Source organism: Rhizobium grahamii CCGE 502, from assembly GCF_000298315.2.
In the GTDB taxonomy this organism is placed as follows: Bacteria; Pseudomonadota; Alphaproteobacteria; order Rhizobiales; family Rhizobiaceae; genus Rhizobium; species Rhizobium grahamii.
Genome location: NZ_AEYE02000004.1, coordinates 131,361 through 154,540, shown reverse-complemented (window position 1 = coordinate 154,540; position 23,180 = coordinate 131,361). Strand labels below are relative to the sequence as shown.

Here is a 23,180-nt window from a genome sequence, read left to right as displayed (position 1 = left end):
ACCACTCCTCCCGCCGGCCGCCTGATGGGCGCCGACCGAGTGCATCGAGCTGCTTAAATTGGAACAGTTGGAGTCCCGGCCGGGACCGGGCGGCAGTCATTGCCAACTCGCTTCACGCGCATGCGTAAGCGCCCAAAATTATTGAGCGAATGTTGCAGAGGATGTCTTAATTTTCGGATAAGCGAAAACTATGGAAAAGCGCATTCAAATCGATTTATCCGCGCGATAGCCAGCGGGACAAACTACTTCATTGCGGTCGCCAAAAGAACTCGGGGGATGTCAGAGCCAACGTGCGAGGAGAAGAGCGGCCACGGCGGCCAATGCGCTGGCAGAGATAACGAGATAGCGCAAGGCAACGAGCTTGTTGTCGGGCTTGGCCTGGGCGATTGCAATGGCGCGTGCGCGTCGAGTGTTCTTGTTCATTTGCAGAACCTCACTTCATCTCTGGCATAACAATCCAACAAAACGTCCTGCTGGTAAAGCTTTATTTAGGAAGCGCTTTTCCAACTGTTCATGAGGCAGGATGGCGCACCCAGTTTAAGAACTCTTGAATCGGCCAGATAGTTTCACGTCTACAAAGATTCGCCGGCAACAAAGCCAGACGCCCAGGCCCATTGAAAATTATAGCCGCCGAGCCAGCCCGTCACATCGACACATTCGCCGATGAAATGGAGGCCCGGAACCTCCTTCGCCGCCATGGTCCGGGAGTCGAGTGCCGCGGTATCGATGCCACCAAGCGTCACTTCGGCGGTTCTGTACCCTTCCGAGCCGGATGGCTTGATCTTCCAGCTCTGCACGGCCTCGGCGAGGCGCAGCAGCGTCTTGTCGGAAAGGTCGGCCATGTGGCCGACAATACCCTCCCGGTCGGTCAGGTGTTGCGCCAGTCGCTTGGGAAGTATCTCGGCCAGCGCCGTCTGAGCGGACTGCCGACCGTTTGTCCTCTTCGCCGCTTTCAAATGCTCAAGGAGATCAAGGTCGGGCTCGATGTCGATGGTGATATCGTCGCCCTCGCGCCAGTAGGAGGAGATCTGCAGGATCGCGGGGCCGCTCAGGCCGCGGTGCGTGAACAACAGCGCTTCGCGGAAGGCGGTCTTGCCGTGACGGATTTCGGCGGGTGCGGATATCCCCGATAGTTCGGAAAGATTTTCGAGCGCGGCCTGATCCATGGTCAGTGGTACGAGACCCGGCCGCGTCTCCACCAGAGGAAGGCCGAACTGCTCGGCGATACGATAGGCGAAGCCGGTCGCGCCCATCTTCGGGATCGACTTGCCGCCGGTCGCGATGACCAGCGAGCGGCATTCGTATGCTCCTTCCGACGTCGTGATGCGGAAGCCCTCGCCGCTCTTCTCAACATCAACGATCTCGGTGCGCAGATGCAGAGCTGCGCCTGCGGCCTGCATCTCGTCGAGCAGCATGCGGATAACATCCTTGGCGGTGTCATCGCAGAACAGCTGCCCAAGCGTCTTCTCATGCCAGGCGATCCGGTGGCGATCGACCATGGCGATGAAATCCGATGGCGTGAAACGCGCCAGCGCCGACTTGCAGAAATGCGGATTGGCGGAGAGGAAGCTCTTCGGGCTGGTATGAATGTTGGTAAAGTTGCAGCGCCCGCCACCCGAAATGCGGATCTTCTCGCCCGGCGACTTCGCGTGATCGAGAACGATGACCGAGCGGCCGCGCTGAGCGGCGCGAATGGCGCACATCATGCCGGCGGCGCCCGCGCCGAGGACGATCACATCGCTTTTTCGCTGCAAAACCACTTCCCTTGTCGAAAGGCGTCTTCTTTTTCCATCATTGGGCGAAAGTCAACGTGCCACCCTCTCGCCAATTGCCAAACTCCGGTTATGATGCCGCCACGATCAACGCAAACCGGTGTGTCATGTCCCCAAAAAAGACGACGCTGAAGCCTGCCAGAAACGTACCTGCCTCGAAGAAGACTCCCCCGGACCCCGGACATCAGCGCGGCGTGGAAAACTGGAAGGAAGCAGCGCAGTTCTTACGGGCACGCGGCATCGAAGACATCGAATGCATCACGCCTGACCTGGCCGGCGTACCGCGCGGCAAGATGATGCCGAGCTCCAAGTTCACCTCGAACACCTCGCTCGCGCTGCCCTCGGCGATCTATCGCCACACCATCTCCGGCGAATATCCTGACGAGACGGAAAGCTTCCGCTACGAGCCGCGCGACAGCGACCTGAAGCTGGTGCCCGACCTCTCGACGCTGTCGGTCGTTCCCTGGGAAACGGATCCGACGGCGCAGGTGATCTGCGATATCGTCAGCGTGGATGGGGAAGAGGTTCCCTATACACCGCGAAACGTGCTGAAGCGCGTGCTGAAGCTCTATGGCGACCGCGGGTGGAAACCGATCGTGGCACCAGAGATCGAATTCTATCTCGTTGCCAAGAACGATGACCCTGATTATCCCTTGCATCCGCCGAAAGGTCGCTCGGGCCGCTCGATCCTCGGCGGTCAGGGCTATTCGATCGCCGGCATCAACGAGTTCGACGAACTGATCGACGACATCTATCACTTCTCGGAAAAGCAGGGCCTCGAGATCGATACGCTCATCCACGAGGAAGGCCCGGCGCAGCTGGAAATTAACCTTCGTCACGGCAACCCCATCGAGCTCGCCGACCAGGTGTTCCTGTTCAAGCGCACGATCCGCGAAGCCGCGATGAAGCACGGGATCTATGCCACCTTCATGGCCAAGCCGATGCAGGGGCAGCCGGGTTCCGCGATGCACATCCACCAGTCCGTAGTCAACAGCGAGACAGGCAAGAACATCTTCTCAAACCCCGATGGGTCCGCCTCTCGCGAATTCTTCCATTTCATCGGCGGCCTGCAGAAATACGTGCCGAGTTCAATGGTTATGCTGGCGCCCTATGTGAACTCCTATCGGCGGTTGACACCTGACATGTCGGCGCCGGTGAATAACGCCTGGGGCTACGACAACCGCACGACGGCGTTCCGCGTGCCGGTGTCCGATCCACAGGCACGGCGTGTGGAAAACCGCCTGCCGAGTTCGGATGCCAACCCCTACCTCGCGCTCGCGGCCTCGCTTGCGTCAGGTCTGCTCGGCATCATGAAGGGCATCGAGCCGACAGCGCCGACAGAGGATACCGCCAACGAGGGTTCGATCGACCTGCCGCGCGGTCTTCTGGAGGCGGTCGCGCTGATGGAAGACGAGGAAGCCTTCGAGGAAATATTCGGCAAGGAGTTCCTCGGCATCTACGCCGGTGTGAAGCGCGGAGAATTCGAAACCTTCATGCAGGTCATCAGTCCCTGGGAGCGCGAATTCCTTCTGCTGAACGTTTAGGGAGGACTCGGTCATGACATCACAGGAGAGATGGCAGAGTCCCATTGCGCCCGGCATTTCCTGGTATCAGGCAACGTCGGGCGAGCGGCCGACATACCCGGAAATGGACGGCTCGAAGACCTGCGACGTCGCCATCGTCGGCGGCGGCTACACCGGCCTTCAAGCCGCCTACAATCTCGCCAAATCAGGCGTCTCGGTGGTTCTCATCGAGGCGTGCCGGGTTGGCGATGGCGCCTCGGGCCGCAATGGTGGCCAGCTTGGTACCGGACAGCGCTGGTGGCCGGAAGAGCTTGAGGAAAAGATCGGCTACGAACGCTCGCGCGCATTGTTCGATCTGGCCGAGGCAGCCAAGCACCATCTCATGGATTTCGCGACCGAGCATCAGATCGACATGGAGTACATGCCGGGTCAGATGAACGTCGCGCACAAGGAGAGCTACAAGGCGGACTACTACGAAAATGCTGAAATCGCGGCGATGCGCTACAAATATCCGCACATGCGCTTCATGGACAAAGCCGAAACCCAAGAGCGTCTCGGCTCAACGCGCTACTATTGCGGCGTTCGCGACACCGGCACTGGCCACATTCAGCCGCTCAAACTTCTGATCGGGCTCGCCCGCGTTGCAGCCAATGCCGGTGCACAGATTTACGAGATGACCAAGGCCTCGGCGATCCTTCACGGCAGCAGCAAGGTGATGATCGAGACGTCGCGGGGTACGATCACTGCCGATAGGGCGCTGATCGCCTGCAACGGCTACATCGGCAATCTCGAGCCAGTAACGGCAAGCCACGTGATGCCCATCCGCTCCTTTATCGGCGCCACGGTGCCGCTCGAAGGGCATCCGGACGTGTTGCCGGGTGCCGAAGCCGTGGCCGACTCACGCTTCGTCGTGCGCTACTTCCGCAAATCCAAGGACGGCCGGCTGCTCTTTGGCGGTCGGGAGGCCTATACGGCCGACAATCCGCGCGACATAACGCAGCACATCCGCCGACAAATCGCCGAGATTTACCCGGCGCTTCGGGATATCGAGATTTCGCACGCCTGGGGAGGCTCGGTCGGCATCACCATGCCACGGCAACCGTTCGTGCGTGAGGTGATGCCTGGTGTGACGTCCATTGGCGGCTATTCCGGGCACGGCGTGATGCTGTCCAATTACTGTGGAAAGCTCTATGCTGACACGGTGCTCGGACAAGCGGCGGATTTGGAGCTCTTCAAGTCGCTGGATATTCCGGCGTTTCCGGGAGGCGCGGCCATGCGTGCACCGCTGCTTTTCCTGGCGCTTTCGTGGTTCGCGCTGCGCGACAAGTTTTAGTCAGATTGCGGATTTCATCGCGCGGCAATTCGATCTAAAACCTCTTTCCGAGAGATTCATTGCATCGCACACTGGCTTTTTTAAATCGATTAGATTAAAGAGCCAATAACCCGTCTGATTGAGAGACATCCTCATGAGCAGCCAAACCATCCCCGTTGAACCCTTTGATTATGTCGTTTTCGGCGGCAGCGGCGACCTTGCAGAACGCAAGTTGCTGCCGGCCCTTTACCACCGGCAGGTCGAGGGACAATTCTCCGAGCCGACCCGCATTATCGGCGCCTCGCGTAGCCCGCTCACGCACGAGGAATATCGCAAGTTTGCCCAGGACGCCCTGAAGGAGCATCTCAAGAAGGGTGAGTATGACGAGGCCGAAGTCGCGAAATTCCTGCAGCGCCTCTACTACGTACCAGTCGATGCGCGCTCGGATTCCGGCTGGGATCAGCTGAAGAAACTGTTGGACGAAGGCAAGGAGCGCGTTCGCGCCTTCTACCTCGCCGTCGCACCGGGCATTTTCGGCGACATTTCGCAAAAGATCCATGACCACAAGCTGATCACCAAGTCGACCCGTATCGTGGTCGAGAAGCCGATCGGCCGTGATCTCGCTTCCGCCCTGCAGTTGAACGACACCATCGGCAAGGTCTTCAAGGAAGAACAGATCTTCCGTATCGACCACTATCTCGGCAAGGAAACGGTGCAGAACCTGATGGCGCTGCGCTTTGCCAACGCCCTCTACGAGCCGCTGTGGAACGCCAACCATATCGACCACGTACAGATCACGGTCGCGGAGTCGGTCGGCCTCGAAGGCCGCGCCGGATATTACGACACCGCTGGCGCGCTGCGCGACATGGTGCAAAATCACATCATGCAGCTCGTCTGCCTGGTGGCGATGGAAGTCCCCTCCTCGATGGACTCCGAAGCCGTTCGCGACGAGAAGCTGAAAGTGCTGCGTGCATTGAAGCCGATCAACGCATCGAACGTCGAGACCAGCACCGTTCGCGGCCAGTATCGGGCTGGCGCTTCCGGCAGCGGTCCGGTCAAAGGCTACCTGGAAGAACTCGAAGGCGGCGTTTCGAACACCGAGACCTTCGTGGCGATCAAGGCGGAGATCGGCAATTGGCGCTGGGCTGGCGTTCCCTTCTACATCCGCACCGGCAAGCGCCTTGCGGGTCGTATGTCGGAGATCGTCATCACTTTCAAGCCGATCCCGCACTCGGTCTTCGACCAGTCCGCCGGTCGTATCAACCAGAACCAGCTCATCATCCGCCTGCAGCCTGATGAAGGCGTCAAGCAGTCGCTGATGATCAAAGACCCCGGCCCGGGCGGCATGCGTCTGCGCAACGTGTCGCTCGATATGAGCTTCGCCGACGCCTTCCAGGTCCGCAACCCGGACGCCTATGAACGCCTGCTGATGGACGTTATCCGCTCCAACCAGACACTGTTCATGCGCCGCGACGAAGTCGAGGCGGCGTGGCAGTGGGTCGACCCGATCCTGAAGGGCTGGGAATCCACCGGCCAGAAGGTTCAGGGTTACACCGCTGGCACCTGGGGCCCCAGCCAGTCGATCGCGCTCATCGAGCGTGATGGCCGCACCTGGCACGACAACCTGTAGGATCAGAGACGATGGCAGCGACGATGCATGCTTTTGCCAATGGCGCGGAACTGGCTCGCAACCTAGCAGACAAAGTCGCTGCGTCGCTTTCCGCGGCAATCGACGCACGGGGAGCGGCAACCTTTGCCGTTTCCGGGGGCTCGACGCCGAAGCGCTTCTTCCAGGAGCTTTCGGCGCGCGATCTCGACTGGACCAAGGTGACGATCACACTGGTCGACGAACGTTTCGTGCCGGCCGACAATCCGCGCTCGAACCATCTGCTGGTGGCCGAAAACCTGCTACAGAACAAGGCCAAGGCAGCGAATTTCCTGCCGCTCTACCAGGCGGCAGCTTCGGTCGAGGACGCGGCAAAGCTCGCGACGAAGGCGACCGAAACAATCGGCAATCCCTTCGATGTTGCAATCCTCGGGATGGGTGGTGATGGCCACACCGCCTCGTTCTTCCCTGATGGCAGCAACCTCAAAGCCGCCCTAGACCCGAAGACGCCGCGCGGTATCATCACCATGGAGGCTGACGGCGCGGGCGAACCGCGGCTGACCTTCACCTTCTCCAGCCTCCAGGATGCAAAGCTGCTCGTGCTTCATATCGAAGGCGAGAGCAAAAAGGACGTCCTGGCGAAAGCGGAAGGCGCCGGCGACGAGGCAGAGATGCCGATCCGCGCCATTCTGCGGCGGGCAGTGAGCCCCGTCGAAATCTACTGGGCTCCATAAGCCTTCGGCCCGATAGCCGCGAACGAAAAACTGAAGAGCAAACAAGGCAGGATACCTCCCATGTCCGCTAATGCACGCATTTCTGCGATCACCGCCCGCATTGTCGAACGATCGAAGCCGACGCGCGGACTTTATCTGGAGCGCCTGCGCAACGCCGCCTCGAAGAGTGTGAGCCGCTCGGTTCTCGGATGCGCCAACCTTGCACACGGCTTTGCGGTCTGTTCCCCCGCCGAGAAAGACGCGCTTGCGGGGGACCGCGTGCCCAATCTCGGCATCATCACCTCCTACAATGACATGCTCTCCGCGCATCAGCCGTTCGAGACCTATCCCGCGATTATCCGCGAGGCGGCAGCCGAGGCCGGCGGCATTGCACAGGTCGCAGGCGCTGTTCCCGCCATGTGCGACGGCGTCACCCAGGGTCAGCCGGGGATGGAGCTCTCGTTGTTTTCCCGCGACCTGATCGCGATGGCGGCCGGCGTTGGCCTCTCCCACAACATGTTCGATGCCGCTCTCTTCCTCGGCGTCTGTGACAAGATCGTGCCGGGTCTCGTCATCGCCGCCCTCTCCTTCGGACATCTGCCCGCGATCTTCGTTCCTGCCGGCCCGATGACGTCGGGACTGCCGAACGACGAAAAGTCGCGCGTGCGCCAGCTCTATGCCGAAGGCAAGGTTGGCCGTGCCGAATTGCTGGAAGCGGAATCGAAGTCGTATCACGGTCCGGGCACCTGCACCTTCTACGGTACGGCGAACTCGAACCAGATGCTGATGGAAATCATGGGCTTCCATATGCCTGGCTCCTCCTTCATCAATCCAGGCACGCCGCTGCGCGAAGCCTTCACGCGCGAAGCGGCCAAGCGGGCGCTGGCGATCACCGCGCAGGGCAACGAATTCACGCCCGCCGGCGAGATGATCGATGAGCGCTCGGTCGTCAACGGTGTCGTCGGCCTGCATGCCACCGGCGGCTCGACGAACCACACGCTGCACCTCGTCGCCATGGCGCGGGCAGCCGGTATCCAGCTCACCTGGCAGGATATTGCCGAGCTCTCCGAGATCGTGCCGCTGCTGGCGCGCGTCTATCCGAACGGCCTTGCCGACGTGAACCACTTCCACGCCGCCGGCGGCATGGGCTTCCTCATCAAGGAACTGCTCAAGCACGGCATGGTGCATGATGACGTACGCACCGTCTTCGGACATGGCCTGCAGGCCTACACGATCGACCCCCGCCTCGGCGACGACGGCGCGATCGTGCGCGAGCCGGCGCCTGAGAAGAGCGTCGACCCCAAGGTGCTTGCCAATATCGAAACGCCGTTCCAGGCCAATGGCGGCCTGAAGATGCTTCGCGGCAATATCGGCAAGGCCGTCATCAAGATCTCGGCGGTCAAGCCGGATCGGCACGTCATCGAAGCACCGGCCGTTGTCTTCCATAGCCAGCAGGAACTGCAGGACGCCTTCAAGGAAGGCAAGCTGAACAAGGATTTCATCGCCGTCGTGCGCTTCCAGGGACCGAAGGCCAACGGCATGCCGGAACTGCACAAGCTGACGCCGCCGCTCGGCGTGCTGCAGGATCGCGGCTTCCGCGTCGCGCTACTGACCGACGGCCGCATGTCGGGCGCCTCCGGCAAAGTGCCGGCGGCGATCCACGTCACGCCCGAGGCTGTCGATGGCGGCCCGATCGCTCGCATCAAGGACGGCGATATCATCCGTCTCGATGCGATCGCCGGCACTTTGGAAGTTCTGGTCGACGCAGCCGACATGGCTGAGCGCGAGTCGGCGGTCGCCGACCTGTCGGAGAACGAATTCGGCATGGGCCGCGACCTGTTTGCGCCCTTCCGCCGGGCGGTTGGCCCGTCGGATCGTGGTGCGAGTGTGCTGTTCCACTAGGCGGCAGCCAGCCATCAAAAGACAAAGCCCGCGAGGAAGCTCGCGGGCTTTGTCTTTTGATGGTCTGAGAACTCAGGCGCGGATATCGAGCACGCGATCGCGGTGCGCCGGATGTGTGCTGTAGACGAAGATCTTGTTCAGCTCCTTGTCGTTCAGCATGCGCAGGAACCGGACCTCGATCGTGTTGTTTGCATTCACACGCATCAGCATGCAGCCGACTTTGGTGATGCGCGCGTCCGGAATATCGAGATAGAACTGCTTCGGAAGGGCGTATTGGGTGAGGAGCGCGAGAACCGCCGTACTCTTCGAAATGCGGATGATATCGCACCGCCGGGACGCCATGTGCATGACCCCCTTCTCGGTATACTCGATGCGTGCGGCATTCCTCGTATCCTCCATTCTGAACCGCACTTCGCGGTCGTACATGAAGGATTCCTCTTTGTTCAGAAAGTGCTGCCCGGAAGGCATTGGATTGGATGGAGCCACCGCCCGTATTCCCCTCGATACTCAATGAGGAAATACTAGCGGGCGATGCTTAACAGAAGGTGAGAGCAGTTTCGATATCGAGCGGCGTACACAGCGAACGACGGCGCCTATCTGCGCAAATAATATTGTTTCCGATCAGATACATAAAAAGCCCGGCAACGCTTGGCGTTCGCCGGGCTTTGTTTCTTGCTGCACCCGCTTGGAGCAGTTTTATTTACGATACGTGCGCCCTTCCGCATCAAAGAGATGCAATTTGGAACGGTCGGCAGAGAAGTGCATTTTCTGGCCCTTCTTGATGTCGTAAATGCCAGGCAGCTTGACGATGATCGGTTCGCCCGGGACGAGGCCCTCGATGTAGAGAAGCGTCACTTCACCGAGCGCCTCGACGATCGAGACTTCGCCTTCGAAGAGGTAGTCGTCGCCAGCGCCGGCGACACGCAGATCTTCAGGGCGGACGCCAAAGCTTGCCGTCTTGCCCTTCTCGGAGGCCGCTGTCGCAATATCCAACGTCACCGACTTGCCGCCTGTCAGCGTCACCGTCGTCGTGTTGCCGGCCTCGGTTATGGTCGACGGAATGACGTTCATGGCCGGAGAGCCGATGAACTTCGCGACGAAGAGGTTTGCCGGGCGCTCGTAGAGTTCTAGCGGTGCACCGACCTGCTCGATATTGCCTGCGGAGAGGACAACGATGCGGTCAGCAAGTGTCATCGCTTCGACCTGGTCGTGGGTGACGTAGATCATTGTCGTGCCGGCCATCTGTTCGCTGAGGCGGGCAATCTCGATGCGGGTTGCGACACGAAGCGCTGCATCGAGGTTCGACAGCGGTTCGTCGAAGAGGAAGACCTTGGGGTTGCGGCAGATGGCGCGACCGATGGCCACGCGCTGGCGCTGACCACCGGAGAGTGCCTTCGGCAGACGATCGAGATACTTGCCGAGCTGCAGGCTGTCGGCCGCAGCACGAACACGGCGATCGATCTCCTGCTTGCTTTCGCCGGCGATCTTCATGCCGAACGCCATATTGTCGTAAACCGTCATGTGCGGATAGAGCGCGTAGGATTGGAACACCATGGCGATGCCGCGCTTCGAGGGCGGCACATCGTTGACCAGTTGGCCGTCGATGTACATGTCACCGCCGGTGATGTTCTCCAGGCCGGCAATCATGCGCAACAGCGTGGATTTTCCGCAGCCCGAAGGACCGACGAACACAACGAACTCGCCCTCCTTGATCTCAAGATCGATCCCGTGAAGAACGTCCACGGAGCCGTAGGATTTGCGAATATCCTTGAGCGTCAGTCCAGTCATTAATTCCTCCTCCAGAATCGTCAGGCGAGACGAGCGAAATACGCTCCCCATGCCGGAATATCGATCTTCTCACCGTAGTTATTGCTGACGAAGCCGTGGCCCGTCAACGCCTGCCAGTCGCCAGCGGGCAAAACAGCTGCGCTTTCGGTCACGCTCATGTTGAAGACACAAAGCAGCTTTTCGTTGCCGTATTCGCGCACGAAAATCAGCACGTCGTCCTGTGGTTCCATGAACTCGATCTCGCCCTTGGCAAAGGCCGGATGCTGCTTGCGGAAGGCGAGGAAGCGGCGATAGTGCTCGAGCACCGAGGTCTCGTCGCCCTGCTGGACGCTGACGGCGCGCAAGATGTGTTCGACCGGAACAGGCAGCCACGGCTTGACGGTGGAGAAGCCACCCTGAGCAACCTGACTGTCCCACACCATCGGCGTGCGGCAGCCGTCACGGCCCTTGAACTCCGGCCAGAACTGGATGCCGTACGGGTCCTGCAGGTCCTGGTAGGCAAGATCGGCTTCGGTGAGGCCGAGTTCCTCGCCTTGATAGAGGCAGACCGAGCCGCGCAACGTCAGCAGCAAGGACGCATACTGCTTGGCAAAGGCATCGCGATCGGCGACCAGCGCCCCCCAGCGGCTGACATGGCGCATGACATCGTGGTTGGAGAAAGCCCAGCAGGCCCAGCCATCCGGTGCTGCCGCAGCGAAGTCTTCCATGACCTCTTCAACCCGCTCGGGAGCCAGGGGATCGGGCGCCAGGAACTCGAAGGCATAACACATATGCATCTTGTCGTTGCCTGATGTGTATTCGCCGACGATCTCGAGACCGCGCTGACTGTCGCCCACCTCGCCGACGGCGGCAATCGCCGGAAACTCCTCGAGCACGGCGCGGAACCGCTTGAGAAACTCGAGGTTCTCCGGGCGGTTCTTGTCGTAGACGTGTTCCTGGAAGTTATAGGGATTGACCGCTGGAGCAGTGGACGCGTTGCGACGCTCGGGGGGCAGCGCCGGATTGTCGCGCAGCTCCTTGTCATGGAAGTAGAAGTTGATCGTATCGAGACGAAAACCATCGACGCCCCGCTTCAGCCAGAAGCGCACGACATCCAGCAGGCGGTCCTGGACCTCGGGATTGTGCAGGTTCATGTCCGGCTGCGAGGTCAGGAAGTTGTGCATGTAGTACTGCATGCGCGTTGGGTCCCACGCCCATGCAGACCCACCGAAGATCGAGAGCCAGTTGTTCGGCGGCGTGCCATCAGGCTTGGCATCGGCCCAGACATACCAATCCGCCTTGGCGTTCGTCTTGCTCGTGCGGCTTTCGACGAACCAAGGATGCTGGTCCGAGCTGTGCGAGATGACGAGGTCGATCATCACGCGGATACCGAGGCGATGGGCTTCTGCTATCAGCGTGTCGAAGTCCACCAGCGTGCCAAAAATCGGATCGACGTTTTCGTAGTCGGAAACGTCATAGCCGAAATCGCGCATCGGCGAGGTGAAGAACGGCGAGATCCAGATCGCGTCGGCGCCGAGGGCCGCGACATGCGGCAGTCGGGCAGTGATGCCCTTCAGATCGCCGATGCCGTCGCCGTTGGAGTCCTGGTAGGAGCGCGGGTAGATCTGATAGATCACCGCGCCCCGCCACCAGTCCTTGTCGGCGGTCAAAATGGATTGGGATGCCATGTTCATATTTCCTGTTGGATGCTCTTGGGTTGCTAGCCGCCCTTGACCGAGCCCGCGAGCAGACCACGCACCAAATAGCGCTGCAAGCTAAAGAACACGAGCAGCGGTACGACAATGGTGACGAAGGCCGAGGCCGTTAGGATTTCCCAGTTGCCACCTCGCGAGCCGAGCAGCGCATTCAGAGCACCTGTCAGAACGAGGTGATCCCTGTCGGTTCCGAGGAAGACCATGGCGACGAGCAGGTCGTTCCACACCCACAGGAACTGGAAGATCGCGAAGGATGCGAGCGCCGGGAAGGACAAAGGCAGTACGATACGGGTAAAGATTTCGAAATCGCTGGCGCCGTCGACGCGGGCGGATTCGATGATCTCCTTCGGAAGGCCGGCGATATAGGCGCGCAGCAGATAGATGGCGAGCGGCATGCCGAAGGCGGTGTGCGCAAACCAGATACCGGGATAGGTCTTCGACGGAGCGTCGAGCAGCGCGCCGATGCCGTTATAAAGCCTGAGAAGCGGGATCAGCGACATCTGCAGCGGCACGACGATCAGGCCGACGACGAGCGCGATCATCAACGCGCGGCCGGGGAATTCCATCCAGCTCAGCGCATAGGCGGCGAAGGCGGCAATGAGAATCGGGATGATCGTCGCCGGGATGGTCACGGTCAACGAGTTGATGAAGGATTGGCCAATCCCCTCGCTGGTCAGAACGTTCTTGTAGTTCTGCAGGGTGAATTCCGGCGGCGTGGCGACGGAAATGTAAACGCGTCGGCCGCCGTCATCCGGCCCAAAGGCGGCGTTCTTCATGTAACGATAGTTGCCGTCGCTGGCGACGGTCAGCGAAAGGCCATCGCCAAGATCGGCCGTCTCGCCGGCCTTGTAGGCGGATGGCTGCTGGACGCGCGTCCCAAAGGCCCGGATGGATCGACCCTGCTGGCCTTCCAGCACATTGCCGGCAATGACGTAGACGGCGCCCTCCTGCTTCTGCTGGTCCGGCTGGTCGAGGCGCGCGGCAACCGTCCGCGACGATCCTGAAAATGCCGTCCACCAGCCGGAGACGACCAGCTGGTCCTTGTCGCGCAGCGCGCTGACGAAGATGCCGAGCGTCGGGATTAGCCAGAGGATGACGATCACCAGGACCGCGAAGTGAACAAAGAGGCGGGCGGGGCCGATCTTGAAGAAATCTCGGGTCAGCGTCATCTCAGTGGCCTCCCAGTTCGCGATTGGCGCGACGGACGTTCCAGACCATGATCGGCGTCACGGCGAGCATGATGATCAGCGCGATAACAGCACTTCGTCCGGAATCGCCGCCGCCGCGGAAGAGCCAGTTGAACATCAGATTGGCGAGCACCATCGTGTTCCATTGACCGTTGGTCATGGTCAGCACGATGTCGAAGACCTTGAGCACGAGGATGGTGATCGTGGTCCAGACGACGGCGATCGTGCCCCAGACCTGCGGCACCATGATACGCCAGAAGATCTGCCAGCCGTTGGCGCCGTCGATGACGGCAGCCTCGATGGTTTCCTCCGGGATGCCACGCAGCGCAGCGGACAGGATCACCATGGCGAAGCCGGTCTGAATCCAGATCAGGATGACCATTAGGAAGAAGTTGTTCCAGAAGGGCACCGAGATCCACACCTGCGGCGTGCCACCGAAGAGCTGGACGATGGCGTTGAGGAGGCCAATCTGCACATCGTTGCCGCCACGATACTCGTAAATGAACTTCCAGATGACAGAGGCGCCGACGAAGGAGATCGCCATCGGCATGAAGACGATGCTCTTGGCGATATTGCCCCACCAGATACGGTCGGTCATCACGGCAATGACCAGGCCGAAGAAGGTGCAGGCCGCCGGCACGACAGCCAGCCATAGGATGTTGTTGAAGATCGACTGGCGGAATTCGCGGTCGGTGAAGGCCCACTGGTAGTTCGCGAAGCCGACGAATTGCTCGCCCGAGCGGTCGTAGAAGGACAGGATCAGGGTCGCGATAACCGGATAGACGAGATAGACAACAAGCAGCAGAAGGGCGGGCCCGATGAACAGCCACGGCCGGATCATCGCCCGGCGATTGAGGTTGCGCGCTGCAGAATGGATATCGCCATCCTTCACCGGCAGCGACCAATCCAGGATCTTGTTGGAAAAGTAGAAGTAGGCCGAGCAGGCGAAAACCGCCACGACCACGACCCCCAAAGCGGAAACTATCTGCGACAGCATTCGTCCCTCCCCTGCTACCCGGTCTATCCTGACGGGTTTGCGCGCCGATCATCGTCCCACCGTCACCGCTCTCGACACGGCAGACGGCAGTGGCCGGACACTCGCAGTATCCGGCCATGCACTTCGACCATGCCGCCGCACGCGACGGCATGGAGTTCAGGCGATGCTACTTGATGCCATCCCAGGCGCTCTGGATTTCCTTGGCAGTGTCTTCCGCAGACTTGCCGCCAACGAAATCAACCATCCCGGTCCAGAACGCACCAGCGCCGATCTTGCCCGGCATCAGGTCGGAACCGTCGAAGCGGAAGGTCGTCGCGGTCGTGAGGATCTCGCCTTCCCGCTTCATCTGGTCGTTGGCATAGGCGGCCGTGTTGACGCCCTTGTACGGCGTCAGGAAGCTCGACTGCGCCATCCAGACTTCGTGGGCGATCGGGGTTTTCAGGAACTCGACGAAGGCACGAGCCGCCTTGGAGTCCTTAGTGACGGTGACGAGCGTGCCAGCGCCGAGAACCGGCTTGCCGAGGTCGGCATGTGCTGCGTAGGTCGGCATGTAGAAGAAGTCGGCATCCTGACCGAGCTTCGTGCCTTCAGGGAAGAAGGACGGGATGAACGAAGCCTGATGGTGCAGGTAGCACTTCGGCGGCACACCGAAGAGACCCTTCGGGCTATCACGGAAGTCCGTCGCCGCCACGGCGGCAACACCGCCGTTGACATATTTCTCGTTCTTGGCGAACGAGCCGAATTCCTCGATCGCAGCAACGACGGCAGGATCGGTGAACTTCACTTCGTTGGTGGTCCACTTGTCGTAGACGTCAGGCTTCTGCTGGCGCAGCATGATGTCTTCGATCCAGTCCGTTGCCGGCCAGCCAGTTGCGCCACCCGAACCGAGACCGATGCACCACGGAACGCCGCCGTCCTTGACGATCTGGTCGGTCAGGGCATGCAGCTCTTCCATGGTCGTCGGGACCTTGTAGCCTGCTTCCTTGAAATTCTCCGGTACGTACCAGACGAGCGACTTCACGTCGGCCTTGTACGGGAAGGCATAGAAGGCTTCCTTGCCGTCCTTGCCCTTGTAGGTGCCGTAACCGACCCAGCTGTCGCCGGCGCCGTAGTTGTCCTTGATCCACTTGGAGTTCTCGTCACCGAGCGGGGTCAGGAAGCCCTTGCTGGCGAGGTCGGCCAGAAGGCCCGGCTGCGGCAGGATCGCGATGTTCGGCGGCGAGCCGGCCTGCGTGTCGATAACGATCTGCTGTTCGTAGTTTTCCGAAGAGGAATACTTGGCATCTACGCCGGTCGCTTCGGTGAAATAAGCAAGAATGCTGCGGAAGAAGGCTTCGTCTTCGCCGCGCCACGGCCCGAAGATCGTCATCTGCTCGCCCTTGAGATCGGCGTGAGCAGCCTTGAAATCGTCGTAGCTCTTCCAGTTAAACTTCGAATCCTGCCCAGGGGCAAACTTCAGATCGGCAGCAGATGCGGCACCGGCAGCAAGAAGCGCCGCCGCAGCAACGCCCATCAAAAACGTCTTTCTCATGTGATCAACCTCCCATCACAATCCCAACCGCACTTTTGAACCACTTTGACGCCGTTCCAAAGCGCTTTGACAAAAGCACTCATGTCACTTTCGGCGGAAAAGAGTCAAGCAATTTTGCGAAAAGCGTAAAAGATGCGGCCTTTTATATCACGGCTTCAACGCCATATCTTGGGAATATGGAGCGATTTTCCTTGAGTCAAGCGGCACAATTGCTACATAATTAAAAGCGCTTTGGATGCCATTGGGAGCTGGCAGTCAGGGCAGGCGGAGGAAGCATAGCACGTGAATTTGAAACAGCTATCGGAATTGCTTGGCCTGTCGCAGACGACGGTAAGCCGCGCATTGAACGGCTATCCAGAGGTCAATGAAGCGACGCGCGAGCGCGTTCTGCAGGCGGTGAAGGAAACTGGCTACCGCCCGAACAAGGCGGCTCAGCGGCTTGCAACCGGCAAGGCCGGCTCGATCGGCTTGGTGATGCCGACGGCTCCCGACCACTATTCCGATGTGCACTTCGGCGAGTTCCTGACGGGCCTCGGCGAGGAGGCCGTCCGCCACGATTTTCATTTCGTGATCATGCCTGCCGATCCCAACGACGAAGTGGGCGCGCTGCGGCGGCTTGCGATCAGCGGCAATGTCGATGCGCTGTTCGTGGCCTATATGCGTGGCCACGATCCGCGGCTGCCGATGCTGAAGTCCCTTTCCATGCCCTTCCTGGTGCATGGTCGTTCCATCGGTTCTGAGCCGGACTACCCGTATCTCGACATCGATAACGAAGGCGCTTTCTACGATGCCACGCGCTTGCTGCTGCAACTCGGCCATACCCGCTTCGCCCTGCTCAACGGGCCGGAACATCTCGACTTCGCAATGCGCCGCAAGAACGGGATGATCGCCGCGCTTTCCGAGCGCGGATTGTCACTTCCGGACGATCACATGAGCCACACGACGATGACAGACGAGCTTGGCCAGACTGCAATGGAACGGTTTTTGCAGATGCCGGAGCGGCCGACGGCGATCTTGTGTTCCAGTACGGTGCTGGCGCTCGGCGCAATCCGCGCCGTCAATCAGGCTGGTTTGAAGCTCGGGGAGGACGTCTCTCTCATCGCGCATGACGACGTCCTGCCGCATCTGAAGCCAGAGAACTTCTCCGTGCCGCTGACAACGACGCGATCGTCGCTGCGCGCCGCGGGCGTTCGCATTGCCCAGCGCCTCATCGGCACGATCAAGCAGGATGGGCCGTTTCCGGAGCAGGAACTCTGGAAGACCGAACTGATCGTCAGGTCCTCGACGGGGCCTGTGCCGCGAGCGGATCAGAACTTGGGCGGGGTTTGACCAGCCGTGCGATGCGCGGCGATGACGGTGTTGGCCATCAGCATTGCGATTGTCATCGGCCCTACCCCGCCGGGAACCGGCGTGATGACAGCAGCGACCTTGGCGGCCTCGTCAAAGGCAACGTCGCCAACGAGGCGGGTCTTGCCTTCACCCTTTTCCGGCGCGGGTATGCGGTTGATACCGACGTCAATGACGGTGGCGCCGGCCTTCACCCAATTGCTCTTGACCATCTCGGGGCGGCCAACTGCCGCAACCAGAATGTCCGCGTTGCGGCAGACGGAGGGCAGATCCTTTGTGCGCGAGTGAGCGATCGTCACCGTTGCATTGGCATTCAGCAGCAGCTGGGCCATCGGCTTGCCGAACAGGTTCGAGCGGCCGATAACCACTGCATTCAGGCCGGAAAGATCTTCGCCGTGTGTCCGGCGCACAAAGACCATCGCGCCTGCCGGTGTGCAGGAGACCAAGCCTGTTTCGAGATCGCCGGTCGCAAGCTTGCCGGCATTGACGACGTGGAGACCATCGACGTCCTTTTCCGGCAGGATCGATTGGATGATCGGCTCGGATTTCAGGTGTTTGGGCAGCGGTAGTTGCACGAGGATGCCGTGGATTGACGGATCGTCGTTCAGCGAAGCAACGAGCGCCGCCAACTCTTCCTGGGTCGTCTCGACCGGCAAGGTGTGCTGTACGGATTTGAACCCGCATTCCTTCGCCATCTTGCTCTTGGAGTTGACGTAGGCATGGCTGGCCGGGTCATCGCCGACGATCACGACGGCGAGTCCCGTCTTGACGCCACTCTGCTTGTCCAGTGCCGATGTCGCCGCCTTTACCGTTTCGATGACGGAAGCTGCGACCTGTTTGCCATCAATCACTGTCGTCAAGACTGTCTCCTGCCCTTGCGTTCGCTCATTGTAGCCGGTGGCGCTCAGCGCGATTTGCCTGTCCACGCCCTATCCTGCCTAAAATGGCAAATGCAAGAACAATCGTGTCCCAGCAAGGTCAGGACGTCGCCGACCGGGTATGCAGCCTCTGCCGCATAGCGGCGAGGTCCGCGCGGATGGCGGCCATGTCCTGTGAGGTCTCGACCGGAGCCGCCAATGGTGAGCTGGCCGTCGCCGGCTCCTGTGCGCCTGTCCGGAGCGACGGTTCCTTCCTTGGGAAAGCAGCCAAGGTGGCTCGCGCTTTCACCGAGACGGTTGCGAAGCCGAATGCTAGCCCCGCGAGGGCGCCGAGTAGCGGTGGAAGCCATCCTTGATCGGCCGGCACAGCCACGACTTGTACGCCTTTCAGCAGTTGCATGCTTACGGCACCAGGCACGGATCCTGTCGTAATCGCGTCCTCAAGGCGGTCGCGCGCCGCGCTTGCCTTGTCGCGGAGCTCGGTAAGCTTCGCCAAGTCGACGCCGGTATCCTTGCTCTGTGCGATAAGCGCATTGCGGCGGTCACTCAGCTGCCGTTTGTCTGTTGTGGCCGACTTGATCTCATCGTTCGCCTCGCGCAGTAGCCGGGCCAGTTCATCGCCAACTGCCGCCCTCGCGCCGTCGACCTCTGCCTGCTGCGCCTGTAGCCGAGGATGACGAGGGCCGAGATTGACAGACAGCTGCGAGAGGGAGAGTTGCGCGGCCACATCCTTGTCGCGGCGCTCGACAAGTTCCGGCGACATCAGATCCGCGTCCAGTGTGCCGGCCAACACATCGCCGACTTTCGCCGTTTTCAGCCGGCGCACCCTGTCCTGAGCGCTGACGATGCGTTGCTCGGCCGCCTTCAACTCCGTATCAACGCTTCCGATCTGCTGTCGCAGATCAGTCGCAACCTTTACATTTCCTTCGCCACTCTTCTGCGTGAAGGAGGAAAGTTCGAGCTGTGCGGCGTCATCCGCCTTCTTCAGCGAGCCGCCTTCAGCGACTGCGTTGGCGGTGCCCGCGCTTGTCATCATGGAGGCAAGATAGCCGGCAATCCGCGCTGATTTCTCTACGCTCCCGGTTGTCACCTTGAAATCGACCGTGCCCGCATGCGGGTCGGTCGCTGTTTGAATCGCGGAAGCAAGTGATGCCTCGGCGCGTGAAACCGGATCGGCGGCGGCGCCATCGGCCGCTATTAGGTCGAAAGCCACCGCAAGCGCATCGGAGGACAGCCCGGAAAACTCGGAATCGTGATCGAGTTTCAATGCTGCAACGGTTGCTGCGATGGTGCGGGAGGACAAAAGCGTCTTTTCGGCCGCTTTCACCATTTCGGCGCGGCCTTGGCTGGCACCCTCCATGCCAAGCTTGCCTTCGGCGCTATAACGCGCCGGTTCGGCCGGGATCAGGGTACCGCTCGCGCCGCCCATTGCGCACATTAGACCAATCATGAGAAGCGGCTGCAAACGCCGCGTCTTCGACACGCGGGCGCCGACGGCGGATGGCGACCGATTCACGTTCGCCGGCGGACGCGCAACCTCGGACTCCGACAGGACCGGTCGTGGTTCCACCACTTCAGATTCGACATCATTTGCCGCTTCGAGCCTCTTGCCCAAGATCGTCTCGATGCGGCTGACGAGCGGCGGCGCATCAGCCGTCGCAGCCTGCCTCGCTTGCTGCCGCTCAAGCGCCCGCTCGATCACGCCGAGCAGTTGCGCCTCGGCCGCCGGCAACGCAGCCGCGGCTTTGGATGGCGGCGCGGCGCGGTCGGGCCGGGCCGTCGGCCGATTGAAGGCTTGGTTTCTCGGGTTGCTGTCGTACATCGCCAGATCTCATGCGCATGAACGTCGAACGCCCGCGATTGCGGATCGTTAACCAAGCCTAAATGTTCATGGCAAATAAATGGTTAACCGGCCACGCCTGATGCGATGCCGGTTCCTACCGCGATCGGCTCAGGATCCGTTTGCGGCGTGACCGGCCGTACTGGAGCACATAGTACAGAAACGCCGCAAAGCCGAGGCTGTACTGCAGGCCCAAGCGTGCCGGCTTCTGTGTCCGGCGATAGGCCCGTTCGAGCCCCAGCCTCCGCACAATCGTCGGAGAACGGCGGGCCGTACCTGCGACGTCCGCGAACAGGTCACCGACAGCAAGCACGAGCCGAGCGTGATCCGCGCGGATATTCCTATGAACCCACTTTTGCTGAGACGGCGTGGTCGCCCCGACGATGAGCAGGTCGAGTCGCTGCTGATCGATCTCCTTGACGATCGTTGATCCGCCTTCGGCCTCATCGAAGCTGTCGGAGATGACGATGAATTCGTGCCATGGAGCGTGCCGCCGGAATGCCAGTGCGGTCTTTCTGACCGCCTCTGGAGTGCTGCCGACAAGGCCGATACGCCGTGGCATCTCCATGAACGTCAGCAGCGCCGGCACGAAATCGGCCGCCTTCAGGCTGGCCGGGAACGGCGATCCGTGCGCCACCTTCGATGCGATATCGAGTCCGGGGCCATCGGGGAGCAACAGATTTTGCGCAAGGACGGCGCGGTACTCGCTGTCGCGCAGCGTCGTCAACATATTGCGCGCGTTGACGAACGAGATCGATGTCTGTCCGACCGGGATCGACAGCAGTTCGTTGATGAACACCAGCGCGTCATCCCAACCAAGATCGCAAACCGGCAGATCGAAAATAGCACGACGCGACGACAGGACCGCGAAGTTCGCGATCAGGTTCATGCCGGTTTCCTGGCGATAATGTTTCATGCTGCATGCATCCCGGAAGAGATCACTGGCCGCACCGGATGATATCGACCGGTTGCGTTCGCCTGGGAGCGTATGAAATGAATTCCGGACCCGGAATGCAGGTACACAGTCAGCCCATCGCCAAGACTTGTAGCAGTGCGATTTCAACTAACCTTTAGGAAAATCGCTTGAATTCCCCGTTGTAAACGAAGGAACCATTAACCATCGACAACCGCACGTAGGCGCTCCCGGAATGGCGACGTCTATTCGGTCGCAGCCGGGTCGGACACCGGCGCCGGAGCTACGACATTGACAGGCTTGACTGTCTTCTTCTGTTGACCGGAAGCGTTTGCCTTGACGTCTTCCTTGGAGAGATAGTCGAGCTGCTCCAGCATGACTTGGTCGATATAGTCTCCGCCGAGATGCTGGTTGATGTCCTTCTTGATCATCTCCCGGAAGGCATTCGGATCGAAGGATTTCATGTTCGAGATGTCGACCATCTTGTTGCCGACGAGCAGCGTGAAGAGCTCGTCGGTGGTCATTTCGATCAGAGGCAAGGACACGTTCTTCACTGCGTCCTTGTTCATCATGAACGACACCTTGCCGAGGAAGTAACCCCTGACGGCGCCATCGGCAATGATCGGCACGGTGATCGTCTCGCCCTTTACAAGCTCGAGCCGGGTTTGCTTGGAATCATCGGGAGCCGGCGCGGGGGCCGTGGCCATATGCACCGAGAAATAGACCGATGCCAGCGTGATCGCGCAAACCCAGACGCCTGTCAGAACGAGCTTAATCATCAAGCGTCACGTGCCACGAATTGCTCTTGGGAATAGGTGCCGTCGGCATCCGCGTCCTGAACTGCGTTCTTAAGGAGATCGGCAACCGTGCGGACCGCCTCAAGATGCGCTTCGACGCGCCGCGCGTTCAGTACCAGCTTCTTCTTCAGCCCGTGTAGCTGATCAAGATGCGTGGCCGCCAGTTCCTTCGGATCGGTGTCGCGGAAGAGCATCGAGAGTTCATAGAGGCAGCGGCTCTTGTGGGTGTTCGACACCTTGAGATCGAACTGCGGATCGTTACCGATACGCGTGTTCTCATTGTCGATGATCATTTCCAGGCGTCCAAGAACCGATTTGATACGGTATTCGTTCGAGATTATTTCCATTTTTGTCCTCGATTCTCTCAGGCGTCATTGGCGGACTTGTTGTCCGCAGTTGTTGTACCGAAGGTCTTGCGCTGGAACTCGTCGATCATGCTCATCGCCATATTGCGATCGTCCTGATCGGTTGAAGCGTTGGCGACCTTGCCTTCCTGCTTCTTCAGCGCGTCCTGATAGAGCTGCTTGGCAATGCCGATGCCGTCGCCCTTTGAAATCTCGTTGCCGAGCTGTTCGGCCATCATGCCCTTCCAGATATCACCGGTGGCACCCTTGCCGTACACTTCTTCACTGTCGCTTGGCAGCATGTTCTTGATGAAGTTCTGCAGCACCATCGCCTCGAATTTGCGATAGGTTTCCGGCACCTCTTCCGTCTTGGTGGTGCGGTTCTTGCCGTCGCTCAAACCGGTCTTGCCGACGGCGCGGTCGAGAATATCGACGGCCGAGGTGAAGCCTTTGCCGGCTTCGGCGAGACTGTTGGCGGCAAAAGCGGCCTGGTTTGCCTTCAGTTTGTCCTGCGCCGCCTGGACCTCGAGCGGGTCGGCGGCTTTGACAACATCCAGGACCAGATCACTCGGAGGTGAAATAGCCAAGTCACAATCCTCTTGCTTTAAGATTGTGACGATTATGATTTTTGAAGCTTGCTGGAGGCTGGCGTACCGAACTTTTGATCGATGAGATCATAGACTGCGTTGTCGTCGGCTTCGCGGCGTTCAGATTCGAGCGCCTCGCGCATGCCGTCTTCCAGCCGGTCGCCCTTCGCGCGCTCCTGGATAACGCGCATTTCGTGAATCTGCTGCATGCCGGTCAGCTGCTTGTCCTTGATCCCGAGTCGGTTGAAGCGATCTGCGTAACCCTGCGAGAAGGCATGATGGACGGGGTCCATGGAGCCAAGCGCCAGGATGACGCTGTCCATCTGGTCGTTAACCTCCGCGCGCTGGCGGCTGGTTTCGGCAAGATCGAATTCGGCCATCTGCTCCAGATGACGTTGAACGGCCACGAGGCGCTTCAATTTCTGCGAGCGTGTCTTGTCCGCCATGCC

General features: G+C 60.3%; 21 protein-coding genes. 6 read left to right on the top strand and 15 right to left on the bottom strand.

Features of this window, described 5'->3' with window-relative positions:
- Positions 1-279 precede the first annotated feature (279 nt).
- Positions 280-423, bottom strand: coding sequence for a hypothetical protein (locus tag RGCCGE502_RS37100; protein WP_019279660.1), 144 nt, complete (start codon positions 421-423; stop codon positions 280-282).
- A gap of 149 nt (positions 424-572) precedes the next feature.
- On the bottom strand, positions 573-1,754 hold the full coding sequence (locus RGCCGE502_RS03605; protein WP_176705671.1) for a BaiN/RdsA family NAD(P)/FAD-dependent oxidoreductase: 1,182 nt from the start codon (positions 1,752-1,754) through the stop codon (positions 573-575).
- A gap of 125 nt (positions 1,755-1,879) precedes the next feature.
- Here RGCCGE502_RS03605 and RGCCGE502_RS03600 point away from each other — a divergent pair, with 125 nt between their 5' ends.
- From RGCCGE502_RS03600 to edd, 5 genes are all read left to right on the top strand, one after another.
- Positions 1,880-3,316 carry a glutamine synthetase family protein gene (locus RGCCGE502_RS03600; protein WP_016552805.1) on the top strand — a complete coding sequence of 479 codons (1,437 nt, stop codon included), beginning with the start codon at positions 1,880-1,882 and terminating at the stop codon, positions 3,314-3,316.
- Between the two features lie 13 nt (positions 3,317-3,329).
- A complete protein-coding gene (locus RGCCGE502_RS03595; protein ID WP_016552804.1) occupies positions 3,330-4,628 on the top strand; it encodes an NAD(P)/FAD-dependent oxidoreductase in 1,299 nt (432 codons plus the stop codon).
- A 133-nt stretch (positions 4,629-4,761) separates the two neighbouring features.
- The gene (zwf, locus tag RGCCGE502_RS03590; RefSeq protein ID WP_016552803.1) at positions 4,762-6,237 is read left to right on the top strand and encodes a glucose-6-phosphate dehydrogenase; all 1,476 of its coding nucleotides are present in this window, start codon (positions 4,762-4,764) and stop codon (positions 6,235-6,237) included.
- 11 nt (positions 6,238-6,248) lie between these two features.
- On the top strand, positions 6,249-6,947 hold the full coding sequence (gene pgl, locus RGCCGE502_RS03585; RefSeq protein WP_016552802.1) for a 6-phosphogluconolactonase: 699 nt from the start codon (positions 6,249-6,251) through the stop codon (positions 6,945-6,947).
- Positions 6,948-7,007: 60 nt separating this feature from the next.
- Positions 7,008-8,828 (top strand): phosphogluconate dehydratase, encoded by a 1,821-nt coding sequence (gene edd, locus RGCCGE502_RS03580; RefSeq protein WP_016552801.1) that lies wholly within the window; start codon positions 7,008-7,010, stop codon positions 8,826-8,828.
- Between the two features lie 72 nt (positions 8,829-8,900).
- On the opposite strand, the gene RGCCGE502_RS03575 is transcribed toward edd, so the two are convergent.
- The 6 genes from RGCCGE502_RS03575 to RGCCGE502_RS03550 form a co-directional block, all read right to left on the bottom strand.
- Positions 8,901-9,254, bottom strand: a complete 354-nt coding sequence (locus RGCCGE502_RS03575; protein WP_040673934.1) for a hypothetical protein — start codon at positions 9,252-9,254, stop codon at positions 8,901-8,903.
- Positions 9,255-9,524: 270 nt separating this feature from the next.
- Positions 9,525-10,616: an ABC transporter ATP-binding protein gene (locus RGCCGE502_RS03570; RefSeq protein ID WP_016552799.1), complete on the bottom strand. Its 1,092-nt coding sequence runs from the start codon at positions 10,614-10,616 to the stop codon at positions 9,525-9,527.
- A gap of 20 nt (positions 10,617-10,636) precedes the next feature.
- Positions 10,637-12,289 (bottom strand): beta-galactosidase BglA, encoded by a 1,653-nt coding sequence (bglA, locus tag RGCCGE502_RS03565; protein ID WP_016552798.1) that lies wholly within the window; start codon positions 12,287-12,289, stop codon positions 10,637-10,639.
- Positions 12,290-12,315: 26 nt separating this feature from the next.
- Entirely contained in the window at positions 12,316-13,479 is a 1,164-nt protein-coding gene (locus RGCCGE502_RS03560) for a carbohydrate ABC transporter permease (RefSeq protein WP_016552797.1), read from the bottom strand.
- A gap of 1 nt (position 13,480) precedes the next feature.
- Positions 13,481-14,494: a carbohydrate ABC transporter permease gene (locus RGCCGE502_RS03555; protein WP_016552796.1), complete on the bottom strand. Its 1,014-nt coding sequence runs from the start codon at positions 14,492-14,494 to the stop codon at positions 13,481-13,483.
- A 166-nt stretch (positions 14,495-14,660) separates the two neighbouring features.
- Positions 14,661-16,025, bottom strand: coding sequence for an ABC transporter substrate-binding protein (locus tag RGCCGE502_RS03550; RefSeq protein ID WP_016552795.1), 1,365 nt, complete (start codon positions 16,023-16,025; stop codon positions 14,661-14,663).
- Positions 16,026-16,307: 282 nt separating this feature from the next.
- Between RGCCGE502_RS03550 and RGCCGE502_RS03545 the strand changes: the two genes are divergently transcribed.
- Complete coding sequence (locus RGCCGE502_RS03545) at positions 16,308-17,354, top strand: LacI family DNA-binding transcriptional regulator (RefSeq protein WP_016552794.1); 1,047 nt, start codon at positions 16,308-16,310, stop codon at positions 17,352-17,354.
- Here the strand turns inward: RGCCGE502_RS03545 and folD are convergent.
- The 7 genes from folD to RGCCGE502_RS03510 form a co-directional block, all read right to left on the bottom strand.
- Complete coding sequence (gene folD / locus RGCCGE502_RS03540) at positions 17,333-18,232, bottom strand: bifunctional methylenetetrahydrofolate dehydrogenase/methenyltetrahydrofolate cyclohydrolase FolD (RefSeq protein ID WP_016552793.1); 900 nt, start codon at positions 18,230-18,232, stop codon at positions 17,333-17,335. The two genes, RGCCGE502_RS03545 and folD, sit on opposite strands and share 22 nt — an antisense overlap.
- A 118-nt stretch (positions 18,233-18,350) precedes the next feature.
- Positions 18,351-20,072: a GumC domain-containing protein gene (locus RGCCGE502_RS03535; protein WP_016552792.1), complete on the bottom strand. Its 1,722-nt coding sequence runs from the start codon at positions 20,070-20,072 to the stop codon at positions 18,351-18,353.
- Between the two features lie 115 nt (positions 20,073-20,187).
- Positions 20,188-20,979, bottom strand: a complete 792-nt coding sequence (locus tag RGCCGE502_RS03530; protein ID WP_016552791.1) for a WecB/TagA/CpsF family glycosyltransferase — start codon at positions 20,977-20,979, stop codon at positions 20,188-20,190.
- A 269-nt stretch (positions 20,980-21,248) separates the two neighbouring features.
- Positions 21,249-21,782, bottom strand: a complete 534-nt coding sequence (locus tag RGCCGE502_RS03525) for a hypothetical protein (protein ID WP_016552790.1) — start codon at positions 21,780-21,782, stop codon at positions 21,249-21,251.
- Positions 21,782-22,147, bottom strand: a complete 366-nt coding sequence (locus tag RGCCGE502_RS03520; RefSeq protein ID WP_016552789.1) for a hypothetical protein — start codon at positions 22,145-22,147, stop codon at positions 21,782-21,784. Before RGCCGE502_RS03520 ends, RGCCGE502_RS03525 begins: the two co-directional genes overlap by 1 nt.
- 17 nt (positions 22,148-22,164) lie before the next feature.
- Positions 22,165-22,731, bottom strand: coding sequence for a rod-binding protein (locus RGCCGE502_RS03515; RefSeq protein ID WP_016552788.1), 567 nt, complete (start codon positions 22,729-22,731; stop codon positions 22,165-22,167).
- Positions 22,732-22,763: 32 nt separating this feature from the next.
- On the bottom strand, positions 22,764-23,177 hold the full coding sequence (locus RGCCGE502_RS03510; protein ID WP_016552787.1) for a hypothetical protein: 414 nt from the start codon (positions 23,175-23,177) through the stop codon (positions 22,764-22,766).
- Positions 23,178-23,180 lie beyond the last annotated feature (3 nt).